This window comes from Micromonospora sp. PRAS1, from assembly GCF_059553435.1.
In genome coordinates this window covers 32,804-52,327 of the sequence record NZ_JCANNB010000003.1, presented here as the reverse complement: position 1 = coordinate 52,327, position 19,524 = coordinate 32,804, and the positions used below count along the sequence as shown (strand labels likewise).

Sequence of the window (19,524 nt, the reverse complement as noted above, 5' to 3'; positions counted from 1 at the left end):
CCCAGTGGACTACCTCAACCTCGCTTCAGGTCAAGGCGGGTGGGGCCCGGAAACCCCGAAGAAACCGGGCCCCACCCGCTGGGGGAGGAAGGTTCAGGTCGTGCCGATCCAGCCCAGGCTGCGGGCGGTGGTCGGGTCGGTGGCGCGCAGGCCCGCCTCGGAGACGGTCCAGAGCACGTCGCCGATCACCAGCGCCCGGCGTACCGGCGGCGTCCACGACTGCTGGCCGTCGTCCTGGCGTACGGCGGGGTGGGTCACCTCGCCGATCTCGCCTATCGTGTCGTCGCTGACGCGCAGCAACCGGATGCCCTCGTTTACGGGCAACGCCAGCAGGCCGGTGTCCGGCCGGTACAGGAAGGCGTGCGGGTCGTGGTCGACTTTGGACCACGAGCGGGGCAGGTGCCACTGGTCCAGCCGGGTCGGTCGAGCCGGGTCGCGGACGTCGAAGAGGGACACCTGGACGCCCTCGACCCGCCCGTCCCGGTCGGCCTCCTGGCCGACGCCGAGCAGCCGCCCGTCGGGCAGCGGATGCAGGTACGCCGAATAGCCGGTGATCTTGAGTTCCCCGGTGACCGCGGGCGCGGTCGGGTCGGCCAGGTCGAGCGAGTAGAGCGGGTCGGTCTGCCGGAAGGTGACCACGTACGCGACCGGGCCGAGGTAGCGCACCGAGAAGATGCGCTCGCCCCGACCCAGCCCGCCGACCATCCCGGTGGGCACCAGCGCGCCACCCTCCCGGCGCAGCACCCGCACGGCGGACTCGGACGTGCGGCCCTCGCCCCACAGGTCGCCGGTGGTGGTCGCGACCCGGAGGTGACCGTCCCACTCGGAGAGCGCGTACTGGTTGATCAGCCAACCCGGCACCGAACCGGCGGCGAGGAAGCGGGGACGGCCCGGCGTCCCGGTGTCGAACTGGTAGATCTCGGTGACCTGGTCGGCCGGTGGCCGCCAGCGCGTCGTGCGGGCCACCGGCGCCGGCCGCTGGCCGGCCAGGTAGAGGCTGGTCGCCGTCCCGTAGACGGTGTCGGCGTCGGCCACCACGCCGACCGGTTCGCCGTCGCCGAGCCGGTCGGCGGTGAGGTCGAAGCTGAGTACGGTGAGCGTGGCCGAGCCGGTCATCCGGCCCGGGCGGCTGAGTTGGTCGCAGCCGAGCCGCCCGGCGTGCCGCTCGCCGCCGGCCGTCCACTCGTACTCCGGCAGCCATGCCTCGACACCGGCCCGCGCGATCACCTTGCGGTTTCGTTCGGTCCGGACCCGGTCGTCGCCCTTGCCGCCGGTCGGGAACTCCAGTTTGGCGTCCGCGCGGACCACCACCCGGGCGGTGTCGCCGGTCAGCCGGGCGTCGACGGTGTTGCCCTCGATCCGGTACGTGCCGAGCAGCCGGGGAGCGCCGGTCAGGTCAACCAGCAACAGGCGGGTGGCACCGACCGGCCGGATCGACCGGATGCTTTCGGCCGCCGTCGGCGCGTCCGCCGCGAGTACCAGCGCACGGTCGCCGAGCAGCAGGAGCCGCTGCTCGGCCCAGCGCAACTCGTCCCGCCCACCGGTCAGGTCGAGTTTTCCGGTGAGCCGGCGGCCGACCGGGTCCACCACCCGCAGTACGCCGTTGGCGACCGTGACGATCCGTCGGCCGTCGGTCTTGACCAGATCGGGCTCGTCCACGCCCGCCTCGTGGTTGTTGGTCGTCGAGTGCTTCACTCCGGCAGCCGGGCCGGCGGCACCGGCGAAGGTGCGCGCGGACGACTCGGTGCCGCCGACAGCCGCGCGTTCGCTGAGAGGCACCACCTCGCCGGCGAATCCGTAGGGGCCGACCGCTGCGGTGGCGGCCGAGCGCAGTTCGGTGAGGGCCTCGGCGCAGGAGTCGAAGGAGACCAGACTGACCGGCACCATCGACGACCCGACGCCGCCGGGTTCGGGCGGCGCGGGTGCCGGCGCGGCCATGCTGCCGGCGAGCAGAGTGAGCGCCACCAGCGATCCACCGGCCGTGGCGAGCTTGGTTCCCCGTTTCATGGCTGGTTCGACGCGGTCCGCGCTCATCCGGTTCCCCGGACGGATCTGCGACCGCCCGGTCCGACTAGGTTCTGGGTGTCGGCAGCCTAGGTTCTGGGTGTCGGCAGCCAGGCGATGCGTCGGGCGGTGCTCGGGTCATGGGCTGCGATGCCGACGCTGGAAACCGTCCAGAGCGCGCCACCGGCGAGCATCGACCTATCGATCTCGTTGTGCCGCTCGCGGTGGCGCCGTCCGTCTTCGGGGTGCTTGACCACGCCGATCTTGTCGACGGTTCCGTCGGTCAGCCGGAGCAGGTGCAGCTCATCATCGGTGGTGACCGCCATCAGCCCCGTTTCCGGCTGGTACTGGAAGGATCTGGAGCGGAACGTGTTGACCCGCGACTTCTGGTCCAGCGTCCAAGGGACGGCGGTGGCCGGTGCGGACGGGTCGCGCAGCTCCAGGAGTGAGATCCGCGGACCCAGGTAGTACCGACTGCCGCTCATCTCGTGCCCGACGCCGAGCAGTCGCCCGTCGGGCAGCGGATGCAGGTACGCCGTTTCGCCGGTGAGCTGCGCGTCACCGGCCACCCGAGGCTTGGCCGGGTCCTTCAGATCCAGTGTGTACAGCCGCTCCTCGTAGTCGCTGTACCGGTGGGTGACGAGGTATGCCCGGTCGTCGAGGTAGCGCACGAGTTGGAGCTGTGCGCCCTGACCGATGCCGTCGAGCGCGCCGGTCTCCACCATCGTGCCGTCGGCACCCCGCAGCACCCGCAGCGTCGAGGTAAGTTCGCCAGTCCCATCCGTCCTACCCGTGATCACCCGCAGCTGTCCCTGCCACCCCGACAGCGCGTCCGGGCTCTCGGGCCAGCCGGGCACCGAAGCGGAGGCGAGATAGCGGGGGCGGCCGGGGCCGGCGATGTCGAACTGGTAGATGTCCGTCTTCCGGCCCTGCTTGAGCGATGCTTCGGCGACGTAGAGGTGGGAGTCGGCCACGTGGACGAGGTCTGGCCGTGCGGCGATGCTCACCGGGTCGCCGTCATCGAAGCGATCGCCGGTCAGGTCGAAGCTGAGCACGGTAAGCGTCCACGCGCCGGTGGCCCGCTCCGAGCCGCTGAACCGGTCGCAGCCGACCTGCCCGGTGTGCCACTCGCTGCCGTCGTACCACTCGTATTTCGGCAGCCAGGAATCGATGCCGGCCTCGGCGATCACCTGCCGCTTCTGCTGGAGGAGGCCGTCCTCGCTCGCCTTCCCGTCGTCCGATGGGAAGTCGAAGCTTGCGTTCTTCCGGATCACCACCCGGACGGAGTCGCCGGTGACCCGGGCGGCCTCGGGGTAGCCCTGGATCTGGTACTTGCTGAGGATCCGTGGCGTTCCGGACAGGTCGATCAGGAGCATCCTGGCGATGCGGCCCGGTGGCAGCCGGGTGTTGTGTCGGTCCTCCGGCTGAGGCACGTCCGCGTCCGGGGGCAGGTCCTCATACAGGGACCAGGAGGTCACCACCAGTGCCCGGTCGCCGCGGAGCAGCAACTCGTACGTCTCCGAGTTGGCGTCGCCGTCGCCGTGCAACTTAAGCCGGCCGGTCTCCTGCCGACTCGTCGTGTCTATGACCCGCAGAAATCCCTTGTCGATCAGGACGATCCGCCGGTCGTCGGTCTTGACCATGTCCGGCACGTTGCCGCCCGACTCCGGGTCGGTGCCGGTGGGGGCCGGGCCGTTGGCGTTCAAGTACGACCGCAGTTGCTCCTCCCCGTACTCGTCACCCTCGTCGAGGAAGCCGTCCGGCCCGATGTAGGCCGCTGCCGCCGTCCGGAGCCCGGCCAGGGCCTGGTCGCAGGAGTCGTACCCGACCAGGGGCGGACCGGGCACGGGCCGCCCGTGGTCCTTCCGCTCGTCCGGTGAGTCGGTGCATCCGGCGAGCACGATCAATGCGGTGACGAGTGTGCCGGCGACGCCGATGCGGATCCCCCGAAGCATGGCGCCTTAGACGCGCCCGAGGTGTTTCCGGTTCCCTGTCGGCAGGATGTTTGTCGATGTCCGCCGGGCTGTCGTGGCTGCCGCTTTCGCCATGGCCAGCCGGGCCGATGCCGGCGGTCAGCGGGTGGACGGGCCGACGCCGGGCGACTCGACCAGCCGGGAGAGCACGATGGTGCTTCGCGAGGAGGTCACGAACGCCTCCGCCCGCAGCCGCTCCAACGCCTCCTCCAGGTGGGCGATGTCGGCGGCACGCAGGTGCACGAGCGCGTCGGCCTCCCCGGAGACGGTGTACGCCCCGACCACCTCCGGGTGACGCCGTACGGCGGCACCGATCTGGGCCGGGGTGGTCCGGCCGGCACAGAACAGCTCGACGAAGGCCTCGGTGGTCCAACCGACCGCGGCCGGGTCCACGACCGTGGTGAATCCCCGGATCACTCCGGCCGCGCGCAGCCGGTCGACCCGACGCTTGACCGCCGGAGCGGAGAGTGACACTCGGTTGCCGATGTCCGCGTACGACGCCCGAGCGTCTGCGACGAGCAACGCAATGATTCGCTGGTCTACGGCGTCAATCTGCAATGTTCCGCCTCAGAGAAGCAATAGTTCTGGCTGTTCCGGAAGTTCTACCCTACCTACTCTTGGTGACCGTGAACCAGCAGCGAGTGCCGCGAAAGCGGACATATCTCATGTGCTCGCCCGAGCACTTCGCGGTCGAGTACGCGATCAACCCGTGGATGGACGTGACCGCCCCGGTCGACCCGGAGTTGGCCGTCAAGCAGTGGGACCGCCTGCGGGAGACTCTGCTCGGCCTCGGCCATGACGTGCACCTGCTGGTTCCCGAGCCCGGCCTGCCCGACATGGTCTTCGCCGCAAACGGCGCCTTCATGGTGGACGGGACGGTCTACGGGGCGCAGTTCAAGCACCACCAGCGGACTGCCGAGGCGGCGGCGCACCGGGCCTTCTACGAGTCGCGTGACTGGCGGTTCATCGCGCCGAACGAGACGAACGAGGGCGAGGGCGACTTCGCGTACCTGCCGGAGGCGCACGGCGGGCTGATCCTGGCCGGCTACGGGTTCCGCACCGAGCTGCCCGCGCACGCCGAGGCGCAGGAGGCGCTGGACCGGCCGGTGGTCTCGCTGCGGCTGGTCGACCCGCGCTTCTACCACCTGGACGTGGCGCTCGCCTCGATCGACGACGGCAACATCGTCTACTACCCGGGTGCGTTCTCCGCGGCCAGCCAGAAGGTACTCGCCCAGCTCTTCCCGGACGCGGTGCTCGCGGACGACGACGACGCCCTCGCCTTCGGCCTGAACCTGGTCAGCGACGGTGCCAACGTGGTGCTCAACAGCGAGGCGACCCGGCTGGCCAGTCGGCTGAAGACGGCCGGCTACACGCCCGTGCCGGTGGAGCTGACCGAGCTGAAGAAGGGCGGCGGCAGCGTGAAGTGCTGCATCGCCGAGCTGCGGCCCTGAGCCGCTACGGCGGTTAAGCGTTAACAGGGGCCCCTTGCTATACCTGAGGCGTTAACAAGGGGCCCTTCCTTGCTGGCCCTTCCTTGCCTGGAGTTGGTCAGCCGAGCGTGGCCAGTTCGTTTACCAGCACGTTCGACAGCACCTGACCGTCGCGCTGCACCTCGCGCAGGTACCACTTCTGCTGCGGGGTGCGCGGCTGGTTGAACTGCCACGCGCCGCGCGGGCTGTCGATCTGGCCGATCCGGCCGAGCGCGAGGTTGACCTCCTGCGGGGTGGGTGCCGAGCCGGCCAGACGGATCGCCTGATCGAGCACCTTCGCCGCGTCGTACGAGGCCATCGCGTAGGTCGTCGGCGAGGCGTTGTGCTTCTTGCGGTACGCCGAGGCGAACCGCCGGTTCGCCGCGTTGTTCAGGTCGGCGGAGTAGTTCAACGCCGTACGGATGCCGAGCGCGTCGCCCGCCGGCCGGATGCTCTCCAGCACCGAGCCCTCGGTGAGGAAGCCGGGCGCGTAGACGGCACCCTTGAACCCGGCGTCGCGCAGCTGCATGATGAACTCCGCCGCCGCGGTGCCGGAGTAGAAGCAGAAGACCACCGTGGGGTTGCGGGCGAGCGCCCGGGCGATGTCGGAGACGTAGGCGGTCTTGCTCGGGCTCGGGCTGTTGGTCGTCCAGATCACCGGGTCGCCGATGCGCGAGTCGGACTCGCCGAACTCCTGACGGAAGCCGCGCAGCACGTCCTCGACGCCCACGCCCGCCTCCGGCAGGATGATCGAGACCTTGTCGCTGCTACCCAGCTCGTCCTTGAGGTAGCGGCCGAGCGCCCGACCCGCCTCGTCCAGCACGTACGAGGTACGCCAGATGTACACGACGCTCTGCAGGCTGGTCGGCGAGGCGTTCGAGCCGATGAGTGGGACCCGGGCCTGCTCGATGACGTCCCGGATGCCGAACATGACCGCCGAGCTGGCGACCCCGGTCAGGGCGAGCACACCCTGCTTGAGTAGCCCGTCCACGGCGGCCTGGCCGCTCTTGGCGTTGTCTCCCTCGTCCGCCACGAGCAGATTCACCGGGCGGCCACCGAGCCGGTTGTCGTTGAGTTCCAGGTACAGCTGGAAGCCGTTGTTGAGTTCGTCGCCGATGGGCTTGCCCGGGCCGGCCTGCGGCGCGATCAGGCCGATCTTGACCGGATCCAGGTTCTCCTCGGTGCCGCTCTCCTCGGCATTGGAGCCGCAGCCGGCGACGAGTCCCCCCGTACCGAGTGCGGCCAGCAGCTGGAGTGCCCGCCTGCGGTTCATCTGCGACACCGGGTTCCCTTCAATTACCTTGCCGGAGCGGCCTTTCGCCCCCTCGGCGTTCTACCCGCTCGGCGACGCTGCGTCAATGGCTATTGATCTTCGATAAGCGACCGCAATGCGCTGGTTACCTTGGGCCAGGCCGACGACTCCGGGTCGATGAGCCCGAAATGCTCGCATTTTGGCAGCTCGACAAGGTGCATATCGGCACCCGCTGCCTGAGCTGCGGCAACGTACGCGCGGCTGAGCTGCACCGGGACCTGCTGGTCCAGAGTGCCGTGGATCACTACGGTCCGTGGTGGGAGCGCGGCCAGGGTGCGGGGGTCGGCGTCCGCGTACCGTTCGGGCAGCTCGGCGGGGCCGCCACCCAGCAGGGCGGCCACCGCACCGCCGTCCAGGTCGAGCCGGTACGCCTCGGCCAGGTCGGCGACCGGAGCGAGGGCGAGCACCCCGTCGACGGCGTCCGGTGTCCGCGCCGCCGCGTAGAGCGCGAGGTGTCCGCCGGCCGAGTGCCCGACCAGGATCGCCCGTGCCGGCGCGACCTTTCCGGGCAGGGCGGCGGCGGCCAGCCGGGGCAGCGCGGCGACCCCGGCCAGCACGTCGGTGAGCGTGCCCGGCCAGCCGCCACCGGGTTGTCCGGTCCGGCGGTATTCCAGTTGTGCGACCGGGTGGCCGAGCGCCGCCAGCGCGGCGGCCAGCGGGCCGGTGTGCCGCCGGTCGTACTCAGCCCGCCAGAACCCACCGTGCACCACGATCAGCAGAGGGCGGGGCGGGCCGTCGCCTGCCGGCTGTCGCAGATCGGCGATCTGGTCGGGGTGCTCGCCGTAGGCGACGGTCACCTCCGGCTCAGGGGCCGGCCGGGTCAACACCTCGCGCGGGTCGGGCGACATCGGCCGACGGTAGCGCCAACCGTCCCGGACCGGGATAGGGGTCCCTCCTGGTCGGGCCGGCGGGCACCGAGCAAGCCGGCTGGGTAAAGATGGACGGCATGACCGAAGCACGCTCCGCTGGACAAGACGACGAGCCTGGCCGGGACGGCGCCGGGCACCCCGGCACGGTGGTGGTGGTCGGGCCGGACGGCCGACCGGTCGGCACGGTGCAGACCGACGACGGACCGGGGGAGGATCCGTCCCGCCTGGTCGAGCAACCGGCCAAGGTCATGCGGATCGGCAGCATGATCAAGCAACTGCTGGAGGAGGTCAAGGCCGCCCCGCTGGACGACGCCAGCCGGCACCGGATGCGCGAGATCCACCAACGATCGATCGTCGAACTGAAGGAAGGGCTGGCGCCCGAGCTGCGCGAGGAACTCGAACGGATCTCCCTGCCGTTCACCGAGGACCAGGCACCCAGCGAGGGTGAGCTGCGGATCGCCCACGCCCAGCTCGTGGGCTGGCTGGAGGGGCTTTTCCACGGCATCCAGGCCGCCCTCGTCGCCCAGCAGATGGCGGCCCGGGTGCAACTGGAGCAGATGCGATCCGGCCGACAGGCGCTGCCCAGCGGACCGGGTGGCGCGGTGCTGCCGGGCATGCCGGGCATGGGGCAGCCCGGTGGCGAGGGCCACAGCACCGGCCAGTACCTCTGACCACATCCGCGCGAGGCCGGGACGGCACGGCCCGCCGACTGACCGCGACCGCGCGGCCCGCCGATGGTCGGGCCGCGCGGCTCGGTGCCTCAGTCCACCCCGAAAACCTTCTCCAGGTACGTCGCGACCCCGTCGGTGGAGTTCGCCGAGGTGACGTCGTCGGCGACGGCAAGCACGGCGGGGTGTGCGTTGGCCACCGCCACCGCCCGACCGGCCCAGGTCAGCATCGGTACGTCGTTCGGCATGTCACCGAAGGCAAGCACGTCGGCCGCCTCGATACCGAGCCGGTGGCAGTACCAGGCCAGCCCGGCCGCCTTGGTCACGCCGACCGCCGAGATCTCCACCAGGCCGGAGCGCGAGGAGTGGGTGGCCTCGGCCAGTCCGGTGAGGGCGTCGGCGACCAACTGGGTGAACCGGTCCGGATCCGGGTGCGCCTCGGCCCGGGCCAGCAGCTTCACCGCCGGCAGCGAATGCAGTTCGTCGGCGTTCTCGACGACCCGGATCGCGGCCTCGTCGGCGTCCCACCGTAGCGGGTAGTGCGCCTCGTGGCGCATCTCCCGACCGTCGACGATCTCCACCGCCAGGCTCACCCCGGGCACCTCGGCCCGCAACCGGCGGGCCACCTCGGCGAGCAGGTCGGGGGCGAGCGGATCGGCCCGTAGCACCTCGTCCTCGACCGGGTCGTAGACCACCGCACCGTTTGCGCAGACTGCGGGCAGCGGCTCGGCGAGCTGGTCGTACACCAGTCGGAGCCAGCGGATCGGGCGGCCGGTGACCAGCACCACCGGCGTGCCCCGGGCGGAGATCCGGGCCAGTACGGCCGCGGTGTGGTCGCTGAGCGTACGGTCGTCGCGGAGCAGGGTGCCGTCGATGTCGCTGGCGATCAGGCGTGGCGTTGCCTCCATCACCTGGACAGTAGCCGGTCGAGGTAGATCGCCACCCCGTCGTCGTCGTTGCGCAGGGTGATCTCGTCGGCGGCGGCCCGCAGCGTCGGATGGGCGTTCGCGACCGCCACCCGGCTCCAGCCAGCCCACTCGAACATCGGCAGGTCGTTGGGCATGTCCCCGAAGACCAGCACCTCGGCCGGATCCACGCCGAGGCGCTGCGCCACCACGGTCAACCCGGTTGCCTTGTCGGTGCCGGGCGGGCAGATCTCGACGAAGCCCAGCCCGGCCTGGGTGAGCGTGGCGAGATGTGGCGGCACGATCTCCCGGGCGACCGCCAGCAACTCGTCGACGTGATGGTCGGCGGTCCGGGCGAACGCCTTGATCACATCGCCGGCGAGGCACTCGGCGCGGCTGCGTACCTCGAACCGGTCCTGGTACGGCCAGGCCGGGTGGTAATCGCCCCAGAGTGGGGCATCGTGCTCGTCGGACGCCTCGACCATCACGGTCAGCGGGCCGACCGCCGCCTCCAACTCGGCCAGCAGGGTGGCCAGCATCTCGCTGGAGAGCCGCTCGTCGCGGAGCACCACCGGCCCGGCCGGGTCGCTCTGGTCGACCACCTGGCCGCCGCCGGCCATCACCAGGAAGTCCGCGGCCCGGATGTCGTTGCGGGTCAGCTCGGCCAGCCGGGGACCGCGACCGGTCGCGCCGACCACCGGGATGCCTGCGGCACGGACCCGGTCGAGAACCTCGTGGGTGTACGCCGAGACGGTGTCGTCGCTGCGGACGAGGGTGCCGTCGAGGTCGGTGGCGATCAGCTTGGGCAGGCCCGGGCGGGTCATCGTTCCTCCTTCGCCCGCCGCCGTCGCGGCCAGCCGTACGGTCGCCGGTAGGCGACCCGGCGTGACGGCGGGCAGCAACCGTACCTCGCGGACCGGGCCGCAACCATGACTTCCCGGCGAATCGGGTGCCAACGGAGGGCGGCGCGGAAGTGATCCGTGCTCAGCCCAGCGGACCTCGGCGCGGGGGCGCCTCCCGGGCGAAGGGAACGGTCGGCGTGACGGTGAGGTCGACCGGCGGGCGCTCGTCGTCCGGCTCCGCGTCGTCGGGCCGGAATCCGGTACGGCGCGGCCGCCCGTCCGGCTCGGCGGGCGCTCCGGCCGGCTGTGGAACGGCCCGGACGAGCGCGGCGGCGAAGAGCAGCACGGCCCCGAAGGCCATCACCAGTCCCCGCCCATGCTCGATCTTGAAACCGTCCTCGGCGGAGTAGAACGGCACCCGACGGTTGTCGTCGAGCGTGACCGCCGTCGCCGCCAGCACCGCGAGCAGACCCACGGCCAGGGCCAGGCCGGTCACCCGCGCGTTGGCTTGTACGGCGGTGGTGCCGCGCAGCGCGAGCGCGACCACGACACCGAGCAGGAGGACGCCGACCACGTAGCCGGCCCCCAGCCCGCCGATCTCGGACACGCTGCTGGGCATCTCGACCGGTGCGACCCCGTCGCCCTCCCCAGCGGGAAGCGTGACGGTCACCCACTCGCCGAGCAGCGAGAGCAGGGCGGCCACCGCGCCGAGCCCGGCCAGCAGCAGTGGCACCCGGTGGTCGCCGCCGAGGCCGGCGAAGGCCCGACCGAGCCGTCCTGCGACCGGCGGCTTCTCGTCCTCCGTGCCCCACTCGACCACGCTGGTGCCGTCGGGGCGGTCGTCCTGGCGGGGAATGGGGAGGTCGTGGGTCATCACTCACCTCTCGTGACATGGCACCGGGCACCCCCGACCGCGCCGCATGCCGCCGGTACCGTCCGTCTCGAATGATGGCACAATCCGCGAGCCCCGCCAGGGAACAAGGTTGGGCAAGCCGCGCCGGTCGGTCGCCGGGCGGCGCGCGGTGCACTAGCGTCGGGTGCATGCCTATCCGTACCGCTTCCGCACGCTGGCAGGGCAACCTTCCCGAGGGTTCCGGCACCATCCGCACCGGCAAGGGCGGGCTGCAGGGGAACTACTCCTTCAAGTCCCGCTTCGAGGAGGGAGAGGGCACCAACCCCGAGGAGTTGATCGGCGCGGCACACGCCGGCTGCTTCTCGATGGCCTTCTCCAAGGCGCTCGCCGACGCCGGCGCGACGCCGACCTCTGTGGAGACCACCGCGAAGGTGCACCTGGACAAGACCGACGCCGGCTTCACCGTGACCCGGATCGAGTTGGACACCGTCGGCGAGGTGCCCGGCATCGACGAGGCGGAGTTCGCCAAGCTGGCCGAGACGGCCAAGCAGAACTGCCCGATCTCCCGCCTGCTCTCCCCCGCCGCCGAAATCACCCTGACCACCCGCCTGACCTCCTGACCGCTCCGCGCCGATCTTGCACTCTTGGTCGCCGTAATGCAGCAAGGTGAGCTGTATGTCCCGACCGGTAGTGCAAGATCGGCGCGCGGGTGGGGGAGAATGTGTGCGTGGCGGTGGAGATGGGGCGAGAGCGGTTCGAGGAGTTGGTGGGGGAGGCGCTGGACGAGGTCCCGGAGGAACTGCTGGCGCTGATGAGCAACGTGGTGATCCTGGTGGAGGACGATCCGCCTCCCGGCGAGGATCTGCTCGGGCTCTACGAGGGGCACGCGTTGACCGACCGGGGCTGGGACTATGCCGGCGTCCTGCCGGACCGCATCCTGATCTACCGCAACCCGATCCTGCGGATCTGCGACACCGACGAGGACGTCATCGACGAGGTGGCGGTGACCGTGGTGCACGAGATCGCCCACCACTTCGGCATCGACGACGAGCGCCTGCACGAACTCGGCTGGGGCTAGCCGAGCCGGCTCGCGCTCAGGTCAGCTCGCCGGCGCGTAGCCGGGCCAGCCAGGCGGCGGCGTCCGCGTAGTCGGCGTCGGAGAGGCCGGCCGGGGCGGAGACCGGGCGCTCGGTCATCGTCGGGTTCCACCGGTGCCTGGGGTAAGAGCCGAGAAAACGCAGGTCGGCGCAGACCCGACGCAACCCCTGCAACGCCTCACCGAGCCGGGCGTCGGCCACGTGACCGGTGCAGTCGAGGAAGAAGACGTACCGCCCGAGCGCCTCGCCGGTGGGACGGGACTCGATCCGACTCAGGTTGACGCCACGGACCGCCAACTCCATCAGCACGGACAACAGCGCACCCACCCGGTCGTGCGCGATGTACACCGCCAGTGACGTCACGTCGTCGCCGGTGGGTGGCGGTGGTGGGGCCGGCCGGGAGAGCATCGCGAACCGGGTCACCGCGTCGGGATGGTCGGCGATCTTGTCGGCCAGCACGGCGAGCCGGTGCCGGGTCGCGCCGATCGGGGCGCAGATCGCCGCGTCGTACTCGCCGGTGGCCGCGCCGGCCGCCGCCGCGCCGTTGGAGAGCACGTCGACCACGACCGCGTCCGGCAGGTGCGTGCGTAGCCAGCCGCGGCACTGGGTGGACGCCTGCGGGTGGGCGGCGACGGATCGTACGGCCGGCAGGAGCGTGCCGGTACGCGCGCCGAGGACGAACTCCACAGGCAGGATCACCTCGCGGGTGATCACCAGCGGCTCTCCCTCGGCCAGCTCGTCGAGGGTCACCCCGACCGCGCCGCCTATCGAGTTCTCCAGCGGCACCAGGGCGGCGTCGGCGTCCCCCGCGCGAACCGCCTCCAGGGCCTCGCCGACGCTGCGGGACGGCGTGCGGATGCCGTGCTCGGCGGCGGGCACGGTGCGCAGCGCCTGCTCGGCGAAGGTGCCCTCGGGCCCGAGGTAGACGAAACGTGGTGGCGGCGTTCCCGGCATGGCGCCCAGCCTACGCATCCGGCGTCGACGAGGACGCTTACTGTGCTGACGTGGTGGCGGTCGGCGTCGGAGTGGGCGTCGGCGTCGGCGACGGCGCGGCCGGCGTGGCTGCCGGCGGCGCCCCACCTTGGGCCTCGTCGCCGCAGGCCAGCGTCCGGATCCCGGGTGGGCTGGTGACGCGTACCTCGACCGAGCACACGTCGGTGCCGGCGGTCACCAGGCGCAGTTTCCCGGCCTGGTCGCGGGTGACCACCTGGAGCGGCTCGTGCCCGGTCACGTCGAGGGCGGTGAACTGCCAGCCGGCGGCGCAGAGCGGGCCGGTGCGGACGCGTACCCGTGCGTCCCGGGGCAGCAGGCCACCGCGACCGCGAACCAGGTCGACGATCCGCTGCTGGGTCGTTCCGCCCTGGCAGGCGACCGCCACCAGGCCCGGGTCGGCGGTCGGGCTGGACGCGACCGTGGCCGGTGGCACGGCGGTGGGCGGGGCTGTCGACGGGACCGGACCGTTCGCGCTCGGGGTGGCCGCCCGGGTGGGCAGGCTCGGGGGCGGCTCGCGCAGTTCCGGCGGCTCGCCACAGCCGGCCAGCAGGAGCGCGGCCAGCGCCAGCGTGGTGGGAAGGCGGCGGTGCCCCCGGCCGGAACCGTACGACGGGCGGCCGGCGGCGCGGCGGGCGGTCATCGGCGGCACGTGGCGGTCCTCAGGGCAGCGGCGAGCAGTCGTGGATGGCCGAGCCCATGCTAGGGCATATCTCCCGGATCTTCGCCGGCCTGCGCCCGCCCTGGGCCGATTCAGACCCCCGAAAAGCCCTGGCCCGATCAGACCTCCGAAAAGAAGGTCAACGTGCCGGCAACCGCGCCGTCGGCGAGCACCGGCGTGGAGATGGCGTCGACGGTCGCGTCCGATCCGCCATCCGCAGCCGCCTCGATCCGCAACAGGCCACGGGCCAGCCGGCCGGAGGAGAGCGCGAGCAGCGGTGGAATCTTGTCGAGCTCGGGCTCGGTCAGCTCATTGCGGTTGGCGGTGAAGTCGAGCAGGCGCAGACCCCCGTCGAGCAGCGGTAACCCGACCAGATCCTCCGGCGTGCCCAGGCAGAGCAACTCACAGCCGGCGGCGGAGACGGCAAGCACCCGGGTCTCGGCATCGATCAACAGGCAGGGCTCGTCGGCGCTGGAGACCGTCGCTGACCAGCGGCCGATGTTGTCGCACCCCGGCTCTGTCGGTGTCCTCGTCGTGGGCGCGAACACTTCCGAGAGCGAGAGTTCGACGTGGGCCACCGCGCCTCCTATGTACACCGACGGTACGTCCACGCTAGCTGGTCGTCGCGGTGAACGACGACCGTGCGCTGGGCTCCGGGCCGTCGGTGCTGACCGGTGCCGAGTTGGCGACGGCGCGGGCCAGCGGATGCTGGGCCGGCCCGACCGCGTGGCGTCGCCGCAGACGTTACCGGTGGGTGGCCCGCTTGTCAGCGGCCATTCGGCCGTCCTCGTACCACCGGTAGTCCGCCGCCGGTGAGTACGTGCCGTTCATCCAGGTGCCCGGGTGTTGCGCCACCCGGGAGAGCTTTTCGGCGGTGGCCGGGCTGATCCGGTTGCCGCCCGCGACGAGCAGCCGGTCGAGTTCCCGGTGCGTCGCCATGAGACAGTCCTTGGGGAGGCCGTAGACGCTGATCACGCCGGAGCCGACGAAGGTGAGCACCGGCGTCACCGGGATCGGATGGCCGACCGCGGCGGTGAGCGCCTTGCTGGCCCGCCGGGCGTCGCGCCGGGCCTCGGTCACGTACGGCGGCCGCTTGCCGTTGATCTGCACCACGTCGCCGGCGACCAGAACGCGGGCCCGGCCGTGGTCGGCGATGGTGACGGCGAAGAGCCCGCTCGGACCGATGGCGAGGAACCCGGCGCGGTTGTCCTCGCTGTCGTCGAGCAGAGCGTCGGCGGCGTCGGTGCGGGGCCAGTCGATGACGTGCCAGGCCGGCCCGAGATGGTCGAGTTGGCCGAGCGCGCGGGCACCGGCCGCCTCCAGCCGCCGGGCGCCCCGCTCGGCCCGGCGCCGGCGAGCCCACTCCAACGGGGACGGACGAGGGGCCGTGGTCACCCCTGGCGCCTCCACTCGGGGGTGCGGTACCGCCACGGGCGGCAGTGCCCGGGCGGACGGTACGGCTCGACGAGCGGGGAAGACAGTCATCGTGACCTCCGGCAAAAGGTCCCTCGAAGTTACTTACTCACTACCCTACGTTGCTGGTCCGGGTGGTCGGCAAGCCGGAGCGCCGGAATGAGTACGGATGAATGCCATATTCATCCACAGCCTTTTTGTCGGATACCGCCAAACCCTGCCCTACGCTGCCAAGCGTGACCCATCACGTCGACAACGAGGTAGGTCGGCTCGGCACCGTCCTGTTGCACCGGCCGGGCCCGGAACTTGCGCGGCTCACCCCACGCAACAACGACTCGCTGCTGTTCGACGCCATCCCCTGGGTCGGGCGCGCGCAGGAGGAGCACGACGCCTTCGCCGCCGCGCTGCGTCAGCGCGGCGTCGAGGTGCTCTACCTGACCGACCTGCTCACCGAGACGCTGGCCGTGCCGGATGCCCGGGCCGACCTGACTGAGCAGGTGCTCAGCTCGCCCCGACTCGGCGACACGCTCCGCGCCCGGGTCGCCGCACACCTGTCGTACCTCGATCCGGCCGCGCTCGGCGGGGTCCTGGTCGCCGGTCTGGCCCACGAGGAACTGCGACTCGGCCAGGACCGGCGCGGCGGCCTGGTCTACACCCTGATGGACCGGCATGACTTCGTGATCGAGCCACTCCCGAATCTGCTGTTCACCCGGGATTCGTCCATCTGGATCGGTGACCGGGTTGGCGTGACCAGCCTGGCCATGCCGGCCCGGCGACGGGAGAGCACGATCACCGACGCGATCTACCGGCACCATCCGCGCTTCGCAGGTACCGAGTTCGTCTACCGGCCGACCCTGGAGCCGCTGGAGGGCGGCGACGTGCTGCTGCTGGCCCCCGGGGTGCTGGCCGTCGGGGTGGGCGAGCGGACCACCCCGGCCGGTGCCGAGCGGCTGTCCCGCCAGGTCTTCGCCGCCGGCCTGGCACACACCATCCTGGTCGTTCCGATCGCCCAGGAGCGCGCGACCATGCACCTGGACACCGTCTGCACGATGGTCGACGTGGACGCGGTGCTCATGTACCCGAACGTCGCCAGCACGCTGTCGGCGTACACCGTGATCGCCGGCACGGACGGCGAGGCCCCCCGGGTGGACGGCCCGGCACCGTTTCTGCGGGCCGCCGCCGACGCGATGGACCTGGACCGGCTCCGGGTGATCGACACCGGGCTGGACCCGGTCACCGCCGAGCGCGAACAGTGGGACGACGGCAACAACACCCTGGCGCTGGCCCCCCGGCTCTGCGTCGGCTACGAACGCAACGTCGAGACCAACGCCCAGCTGGACCGTGCCGGCATCGAGGTCATCCCGATCGCCGGCTCCGAACTGGGCTCGGGTCGGGGCGGCCCCCGCTGCATGTCCTGCCCGCTGCTCCGGGAGTGAGGAAAGCAGCCCTGGTGCCGGCCTCAGCGCAGGGTGAGCTGGCGGCCCAGCAGGCCCTGCCGGGACCGCCGGGCGGCGGCGTCAAGCGGATCGGTGTCGGTCAGCGCGTCCGCGTAGCGCTTCGCGAAGTCGGCGACCGGCCCCTCCCAGTCGGCCGCCGGAGCCTGCTCGGGCAGATCCCAGACCGGCACCAGTCGTCCGTGGGCCCGGAACATGCCGGCGAACCTGGTCCCCTCGCCGAGGGTCAGCGAGCCCGCCGCGCCCAGCCGGGCCAACGCGTCCAGGGCGGGCTCCTCGGCCTCGGGCAGCACCCACCGGACGTGTGCCTTCTCCGGCACCTTGCACCAGTACGCGGCGCGGGCGGCGGCCAGCCGTACGGTGGGGTAGATCGCCGCGTTGGCCCGTTCCAGGGAGGCCTGCACGGTCGGGTCGTCGGCGGCCTCCGGGGCGAGCCAGAAGTCGAAACCCTCGTGCAGGGTGATCTCCAGCGGGCCGTCGACCAGGATGTCCTGGAGCCGAGGGCCGGGGCCGGGCAGCGGCGGCACCGAGACCGGGGCACCCGGCTCGGCCCGGACCGCGCAGAGCAGCGACTCGGCCAGGTCCCGGGAGACGTCGCCGGACTGGAGGTGGCGCTGGAGCCCGACGAAGACGTGCCCGTCCGTCCGGCTCATCGCGGGCGCGGCCATCGGCAGCACGGTGGCCAGCGTGATCGGCCGGTCGCCGTACTCCTCCACCAGCGCCGGCGTGAGCCGCAGCGGTGCGGAGGCGGCGGGGACCAGCTCCCGCAGGGCGATCCACTCCGGCTCGTCGGCGAGCCCCTCGAAGGGGCGGGGGACGAAGACGTCCCGTACCCGCTCCCGCTTCCCGCTCGGCGCGGCCGCCCGCTGGTTCTTTCGACGCTTGCTCACGGCGAGACAGCCTAGAGGTCGGCACGGCCCGGTGGGGTGACGACCCACCTCCGGAGTCGGCCAGCGGAGCCGGTTGCCGGCCCGCTCGCCCCGGTCAGCCGGCCACCACCAGGCCCGGCCGGTCGGCGGCTACCAGGCCCGGTCAGCCGGCCACCACCAGGCCCGGCCGGTCCGGGACGGGATCGAAGTCGGCCCAGACACTCTGGCCAAGACCGTCGCGTTCCACTCCCCACCGGCTCGCCAGGCCGGAGACGATGTGCAGGCCGCGACCGTCGGCCGCGTCCGGGTCCGCCGGGCGGATCCGGGGGCCACCGGCGGCACCCCCGTCGGTCACCCGCAGCTGGAGCTGTGCCCCCTCGGGCGTCGTCCGTAGCCGCCAGGCCACCCGGACCACGCCTCCGGGCAGCGGATCGGCGTGCCGGACGGCGTTGCCGACCAGCTCGGCCAGGACCGCCACCAGATCGGCCAGCACCGCCGGCGACACCACCTCGGCCAACTCGGCGGCGAGCCGGTGCCGGGCCGACCGGGCTCCCGTGGCGTGGTGCGGCACCACCACGCACCACGCTCGTTCGACCGCTCCAGTCGACACTTCCGCCCCTCTTCCGCCCCGTGACCCTGACCGGTTCACCTGCGGGGCAGCCGCACCTCTGCGACCGTACCGCCACCTGTTCTCGGTCGGAGGAATACCCACCCATTCTGCTGTTCAACGATCCGGCGGACGAGATAGAGGCCCAGACCGGTGCCGGGATAGCGACGCCGGTCGCCGGAGTCGCCCTGCCAGAACCGCTCGAAGGCCCGTTCGACGTGCTCGGGGCGTACGCCGATGCCGCGGTCGCTGACCCGGAAGCAGACGGTCCGGGCGTCCGCGCCCGCACTGATCTCGATCGGCGACCCGGGCGGGGAGTACTTGCCGGCGTTGGTGACCAGCTCGGTCAGCACGGTGCCCAGGCTCTGCCGGTGCCCCACCGCGCGGGGCAGATCGCGCGGCAGCTGGAGGGTGGCCCGGCGACGCAGGTCCGCGGGCAGGTCGGCGACGGCGAGCCGGAGGGCCTCGGCGAGGTCCAACGGCGCCGGCGGCCCGTCTCCCGGCCACGCCTCGGCGGCGGAGGAGAGCAGCCGGTCGAGCAGCCGGGCCAGCTCGTTCGCGCGCTGCCCGATCACCCGGGCCGCCTGCCGCCGGTCGGTCTCGCTGAGCGAATCCCAATGGTCGGTGAGGGTGTCCGCGTACCCCTTGATGACCGTCACCGGGGTCCGGAGTTCGTGGCTGGTGACGGCCACGAAGAGGTCCCGTTCGTCGTCGTGGCGTTGCTGGTCGGTGATGTCCCGGAAGGTGACCACCCGCAGGGTGCCCGGGCCGGGCAGTTCACCGGAGGTGACCCGCAGCCAGCGTCCGTCCGGTAGCTGGTGGTCGAGGACCTGCCCGGACGGCGGGAGCGGAAACGGCAGCGGCTGGTTGAGGGCGTCGGCGGGGGATCGCCCGGTCACCTGGGCGGCGGCCGGATTCCAGAGCCGGACGTAGGCGTCCCGGTCGACGACGGCCAGCCCGTCGGCGAGCGCCGCCACCACCGGGCCGTCGCCGTGCACCGGCAGGCCGCTCTGGTCGCCGTACATGTGGGCGATGCAGGAGCTCAGGTAGCCGACCACCCCGCGCTGCTCGGCGCTGGGCTCGTCGTCACCGGCCAGGTAGAGGGCGTGCAGGCTGCCGACGGTGTGCCCGGCGATCTCCGCCCGGCAGACGACCATCCGCCGCAGACCACGTTCGGCCAGCTCGACGGCGAGCTGGTTGGTGAACCGATCGGTCCGTACGCACTGCACGCGGGGACCGGTGAGCAGGCAGATGGTGACCGGGTCGGTGGCCGGCAGCGGCCGGCCCATGGTCCACTCGGCGGCACCGGTGGCGGCGATCACCCGGCCGCCGCTGGGCGCGAACTCGACGAACGCCATGCCCGCCGCGCCGAGCGCCGGCTGGGCCACCTGGAGTAACTGGTTCAGGACCGGCAGGCCCGCATCGCCCGAATTGATCATCTCGATGATGACGGTGTGTCCGGCGATGAGCGCGGGGTAGTCGGTGCGGTCCGGCATGTCCCCGAGTCTGCCCTGCCGCTCGCGTGGTTGGGCACCCCC

General features: G+C 72.0%; 19 protein-coding genes and 1 pseudogene. 5 read left to right on the top strand and 15 right to left on the bottom strand.

Annotation, left to right across the window (positions count from 1 at the left end; all coding sequences use genetic code 11):
* Positions 1 to 93: 93 nt before the first annotated feature.
* The 3 genes from AC507J_RS04040 to AC507J_RS04030 form a co-directional block, all read right to left on the bottom strand.
* Positions 94 to 2,007 (bottom strand): beta-propeller domain-containing protein, encoded by a 1,914-nt coding sequence (locus AC507J_RS04040; RefSeq protein WP_496287688.1) that lies wholly within the window; start codon positions 2,005 to 2,007, stop codon positions 94 to 96.
* 86 nt (positions 2,008 to 2,093) lie between these two features.
* Positions 2,094 to 3,959 (bottom strand): beta-propeller domain-containing protein, encoded by a 1,866-nt coding sequence (locus AC507J_RS04035; protein WP_496287687.1) that lies wholly within the window; start codon positions 3,957 to 3,959, stop codon positions 2,094 to 2,096.
* Positions 3,960 to 4,076: 117 nt separating this feature from the next.
* Positions 4,077 to 4,535 carry an Lrp/AsnC family transcriptional regulator gene (locus AC507J_RS04030; RefSeq protein WP_496287686.1) on the bottom strand — a complete coding sequence of 153 codons (459 nt, stop codon included), beginning with the start codon at positions 4,533 to 4,535 and terminating at the stop codon, positions 4,077 to 4,079.
* A gap of 59 nt (positions 4,536 to 4,594) precedes the next feature.
* On the opposite strand from AC507J_RS04030, the gene ddaH reads away from it, so the two are divergent.
* On the top strand, positions 4,595 to 5,428 hold the full coding sequence (ddaH, locus tag AC507J_RS04025) for a dimethylargininase (protein WP_496287685.1): 834 nt from the start codon (positions 4,595 to 4,597) through the stop codon (positions 5,426 to 5,428).
* 97 nt (positions 5,429 to 5,525) lie between these two features.
* Here ddaH and AC507J_RS04020 read toward each other — a convergent pair whose 3' ends face one another.
* On the bottom strand, positions 5,526 to 6,728 hold the full coding sequence (locus AC507J_RS04020; RefSeq protein WP_496287684.1) for an ABC transporter substrate-binding protein: 1,203 nt from the start codon (positions 6,726 to 6,728) through the stop codon (positions 5,526 to 5,528).
* Between the two features lie 80 nt (positions 6,729 to 6,808).
* Positions 6,809 to 7,606, bottom strand: a complete 798-nt coding sequence (locus AC507J_RS04015) for an alpha/beta hydrolase family protein (protein ID WP_496287683.1) — start codon at positions 7,604 to 7,606, stop codon at positions 6,809 to 6,811.
* Between the two features lie 89 nt (positions 7,607 to 7,695).
* Here AC507J_RS04015 and AC507J_RS04010 point away from each other — a divergent pair, with 89 nt between their 5' ends.
* Complete coding sequence (locus AC507J_RS04010; protein WP_496287682.1) at positions 7,696 to 8,298, top strand: bacterial proteasome activator family protein; 603 nt, start codon at positions 7,696 to 7,698, stop codon at positions 8,296 to 8,298.
* 89 nt (positions 8,299 to 8,387) lie between these two features.
* On the opposite strand, the gene AC507J_RS04005 is transcribed toward AC507J_RS04010, so the two are convergent.
* The 3 genes from AC507J_RS04005 to AC507J_RS03995 all read right to left on the bottom strand — a co-directional run bounded on the left by AC507J_RS04005 (position 8,388) and on the right by AC507J_RS03995 (position 10,916).
* A complete protein-coding gene (locus AC507J_RS04005) occupies positions 8,388 to 9,203 on the bottom strand; it encodes a Cof-type HAD-IIB family hydrolase (RefSeq protein ID WP_496287681.1) in 816 nt (271 codons plus the stop codon).
* A complete protein-coding gene (locus AC507J_RS04000; RefSeq protein ID WP_496287680.1) occupies positions 9,203 to 10,024 on the bottom strand; it encodes an HAD family hydrolase in 822 nt (273 codons plus the stop codon). Before AC507J_RS04000 ends, AC507J_RS04005 begins: the two co-directional genes overlap by 1 nt.
* 160 nt (positions 10,025 to 10,184) lie before the next feature.
* Positions 10,185 to 10,916, bottom strand: coding sequence for a hypothetical protein (locus AC507J_RS03995; protein WP_496287679.1), 732 nt, complete (start codon positions 10,914 to 10,916; stop codon positions 10,185 to 10,187).
* Between the two features lie 167 nt (positions 10,917 to 11,083).
* Between AC507J_RS03995 and AC507J_RS03990 the strand changes: the two genes are divergently transcribed.
* A complete protein-coding gene (locus tag AC507J_RS03990) occupies positions 11,084 to 11,515 on the top strand; it encodes an OsmC family protein (protein WP_119663789.1) in 432 nt (143 codons plus the stop codon).
* A gap of 113 nt (positions 11,516 to 11,628) precedes the next feature.
* Positions 11,629 to 11,973: a metallopeptidase family protein gene (locus tag AC507J_RS03985; protein ID WP_496287903.1), complete on the top strand. Its 345-nt coding sequence runs from the start codon at positions 11,629 to 11,631 to the stop codon at positions 11,971 to 11,973.
* Positions 11,974 to 11,989: 16 nt separating this feature from the next.
* On the opposite strand, the gene pheA is transcribed toward AC507J_RS03985, so the two are convergent.
* The 4 genes and pseudogenes from pheA to AC507J_RS03965 form a co-directional block, all read right to left on the bottom strand.
* Positions 11,990 to 12,946 carry a prephenate dehydratase gene (gene pheA / locus AC507J_RS03980; protein WP_496287678.1) on the bottom strand — a complete coding sequence of 319 codons (957 nt, stop codon included), beginning with the start codon at positions 12,944 to 12,946 and terminating at the stop codon, positions 11,990 to 11,992.
* Between the two features lie 142 nt (positions 12,947 to 13,088).
* Positions 13,089 to 13,625: pseudogene (locus AC507J_RS03975) on the bottom strand (hypothetical protein); the annotation flags it as partial.
* A 137-nt stretch (positions 13,626 to 13,762) separates the two neighbouring features.
* A complete protein-coding gene (locus AC507J_RS03970) occupies positions 13,763 to 14,221 on the bottom strand; it encodes a hypothetical protein (protein WP_496287677.1) in 459 nt (152 codons plus the stop codon).
* 166 nt (positions 14,222 to 14,387) lie between these two features.
* Positions 14,388 to 15,128 (bottom strand): hypothetical protein, encoded by a 741-nt coding sequence (locus AC507J_RS03965; RefSeq protein WP_496287676.1) that lies wholly within the window; start codon positions 15,126 to 15,128, stop codon positions 14,388 to 14,390.
* A 164-nt stretch (positions 15,129 to 15,292) separates the two neighbouring features.
* Between AC507J_RS03965 and AC507J_RS03960 the strand changes: the two genes are divergently transcribed.
* Positions 15,293 to 16,492 (top strand): arginine deiminase, encoded by a 1,200-nt coding sequence (locus AC507J_RS03960; RefSeq protein ID WP_496287675.1) that lies wholly within the window; start codon positions 15,293 to 15,295, stop codon positions 16,490 to 16,492.
* A 23-nt stretch (positions 16,493 to 16,515) separates the two neighbouring features.
* On the opposite strand, the gene AC507J_RS03955 is transcribed toward AC507J_RS03960, so the two are convergent.
* From AC507J_RS03955 to AC507J_RS03945, 3 genes are all read right to left on the bottom strand, one after another.
* A complete protein-coding gene (locus tag AC507J_RS03955) occupies positions 16,516 to 17,400 on the bottom strand; it encodes a DUF5926 family protein (protein ID WP_496287674.1) in 885 nt (294 codons plus the stop codon).
* Between the two features lie 142 nt (positions 17,401 to 17,542).
* Complete coding sequence (locus AC507J_RS03950) at positions 17,543 to 17,956, bottom strand: ATP-binding protein (protein WP_496287902.1); 414 nt, start codon at positions 17,954 to 17,956, stop codon at positions 17,543 to 17,545.
* A gap of 68 nt (positions 17,957 to 18,024) precedes the next feature.
* On the bottom strand, positions 18,025 to 19,482 hold the full coding sequence (locus AC507J_RS03945) for a PAS domain-containing sensor histidine kinase (RefSeq protein ID WP_496287673.1): 1,458 nt from the start codon (positions 19,480 to 19,482) through the stop codon (positions 18,025 to 18,027).
* Between the last annotated feature and the right edge of the window lie 42 nt (positions 19,483 to 19,524).

What these genes read in the sequence shown, in the direction of transcription:
- AC507J_RS03995 (WP_496287679.1), bottom strand. Translation starts at nt 10,916, where the DNA reads ATGACCCACGACCTCCCCATTCCCCGCCAGGACGACCGCCCCGACGGC.
- AC507J_RS04035 (WP_496287687.1), bottom strand. Translation starts at nt 3,959, where the DNA reads ATGCTTCGGGGGATCCGCATCGGCGTCGCCGGCACACTCGTCACCGCA.
- AC507J_RS03990 (WP_119663789.1), top strand. Translation starts at nt 11,084, where the DNA reads ATGCCTATCCGTACCGCTTCCGCACGCTGGCAGGGCAACCTTCCCGAG.
- AC507J_RS03945 (WP_496287673.1), bottom strand. Translation starts at nt 19,482, where the DNA reads ATGCCGGACCGCACCGACTACCCCGCGCTCATCGCCGGACACACCGTC.
- AC507J_RS03965 (WP_496287676.1), bottom strand. Translation starts at nt 15,128, where the DNA reads ATGACTGTCTTCCCCGCTCGTCGAGCCGTACCGTCCGCCCGGGCACTG.
- AC507J_RS04010 (WP_496287682.1), top strand. Translation starts at nt 7,696, where the DNA reads ATGGACGGCATGACCGAAGCACGCTCCGCTGGACAAGACGACGAGCCT.
- pheA (WP_496287678.1), bottom strand. Translation starts at nt 12,946, where the DNA reads ATGCCGGGAACGCCGCCACCACGTTTCGTCTACCTCGGGCCCGAGGGC.
- AC507J_RS04000 (WP_496287680.1), bottom strand. Translation starts at nt 10,024, where the DNA reads ATGACCCGCCCGGGCCTGCCCAAGCTGATCGCCACCGACCTCGACGGC.
- AC507J_RS04005 (WP_496287681.1), bottom strand. Translation starts at nt 9,203, where the DNA reads ATGGAGGCAACGCCACGCCTGATCGCCAGCGACATCGACGGCACCCTG.
- AC507J_RS04040 (WP_496287688.1), bottom strand. Translation starts at nt 2,007, where the DNA reads ATGAAACGGGGAACCAAGCTCGCCACGGCCGGTGGATCGCTGGTGGCG.
- AC507J_RS04015 (WP_496287683.1), bottom strand. Translation starts at nt 7,606, where the DNA reads ATGTCGCCCGACCCGCGCGAGGTGTTGACCCGGCCGGCCCCTGAGCCG.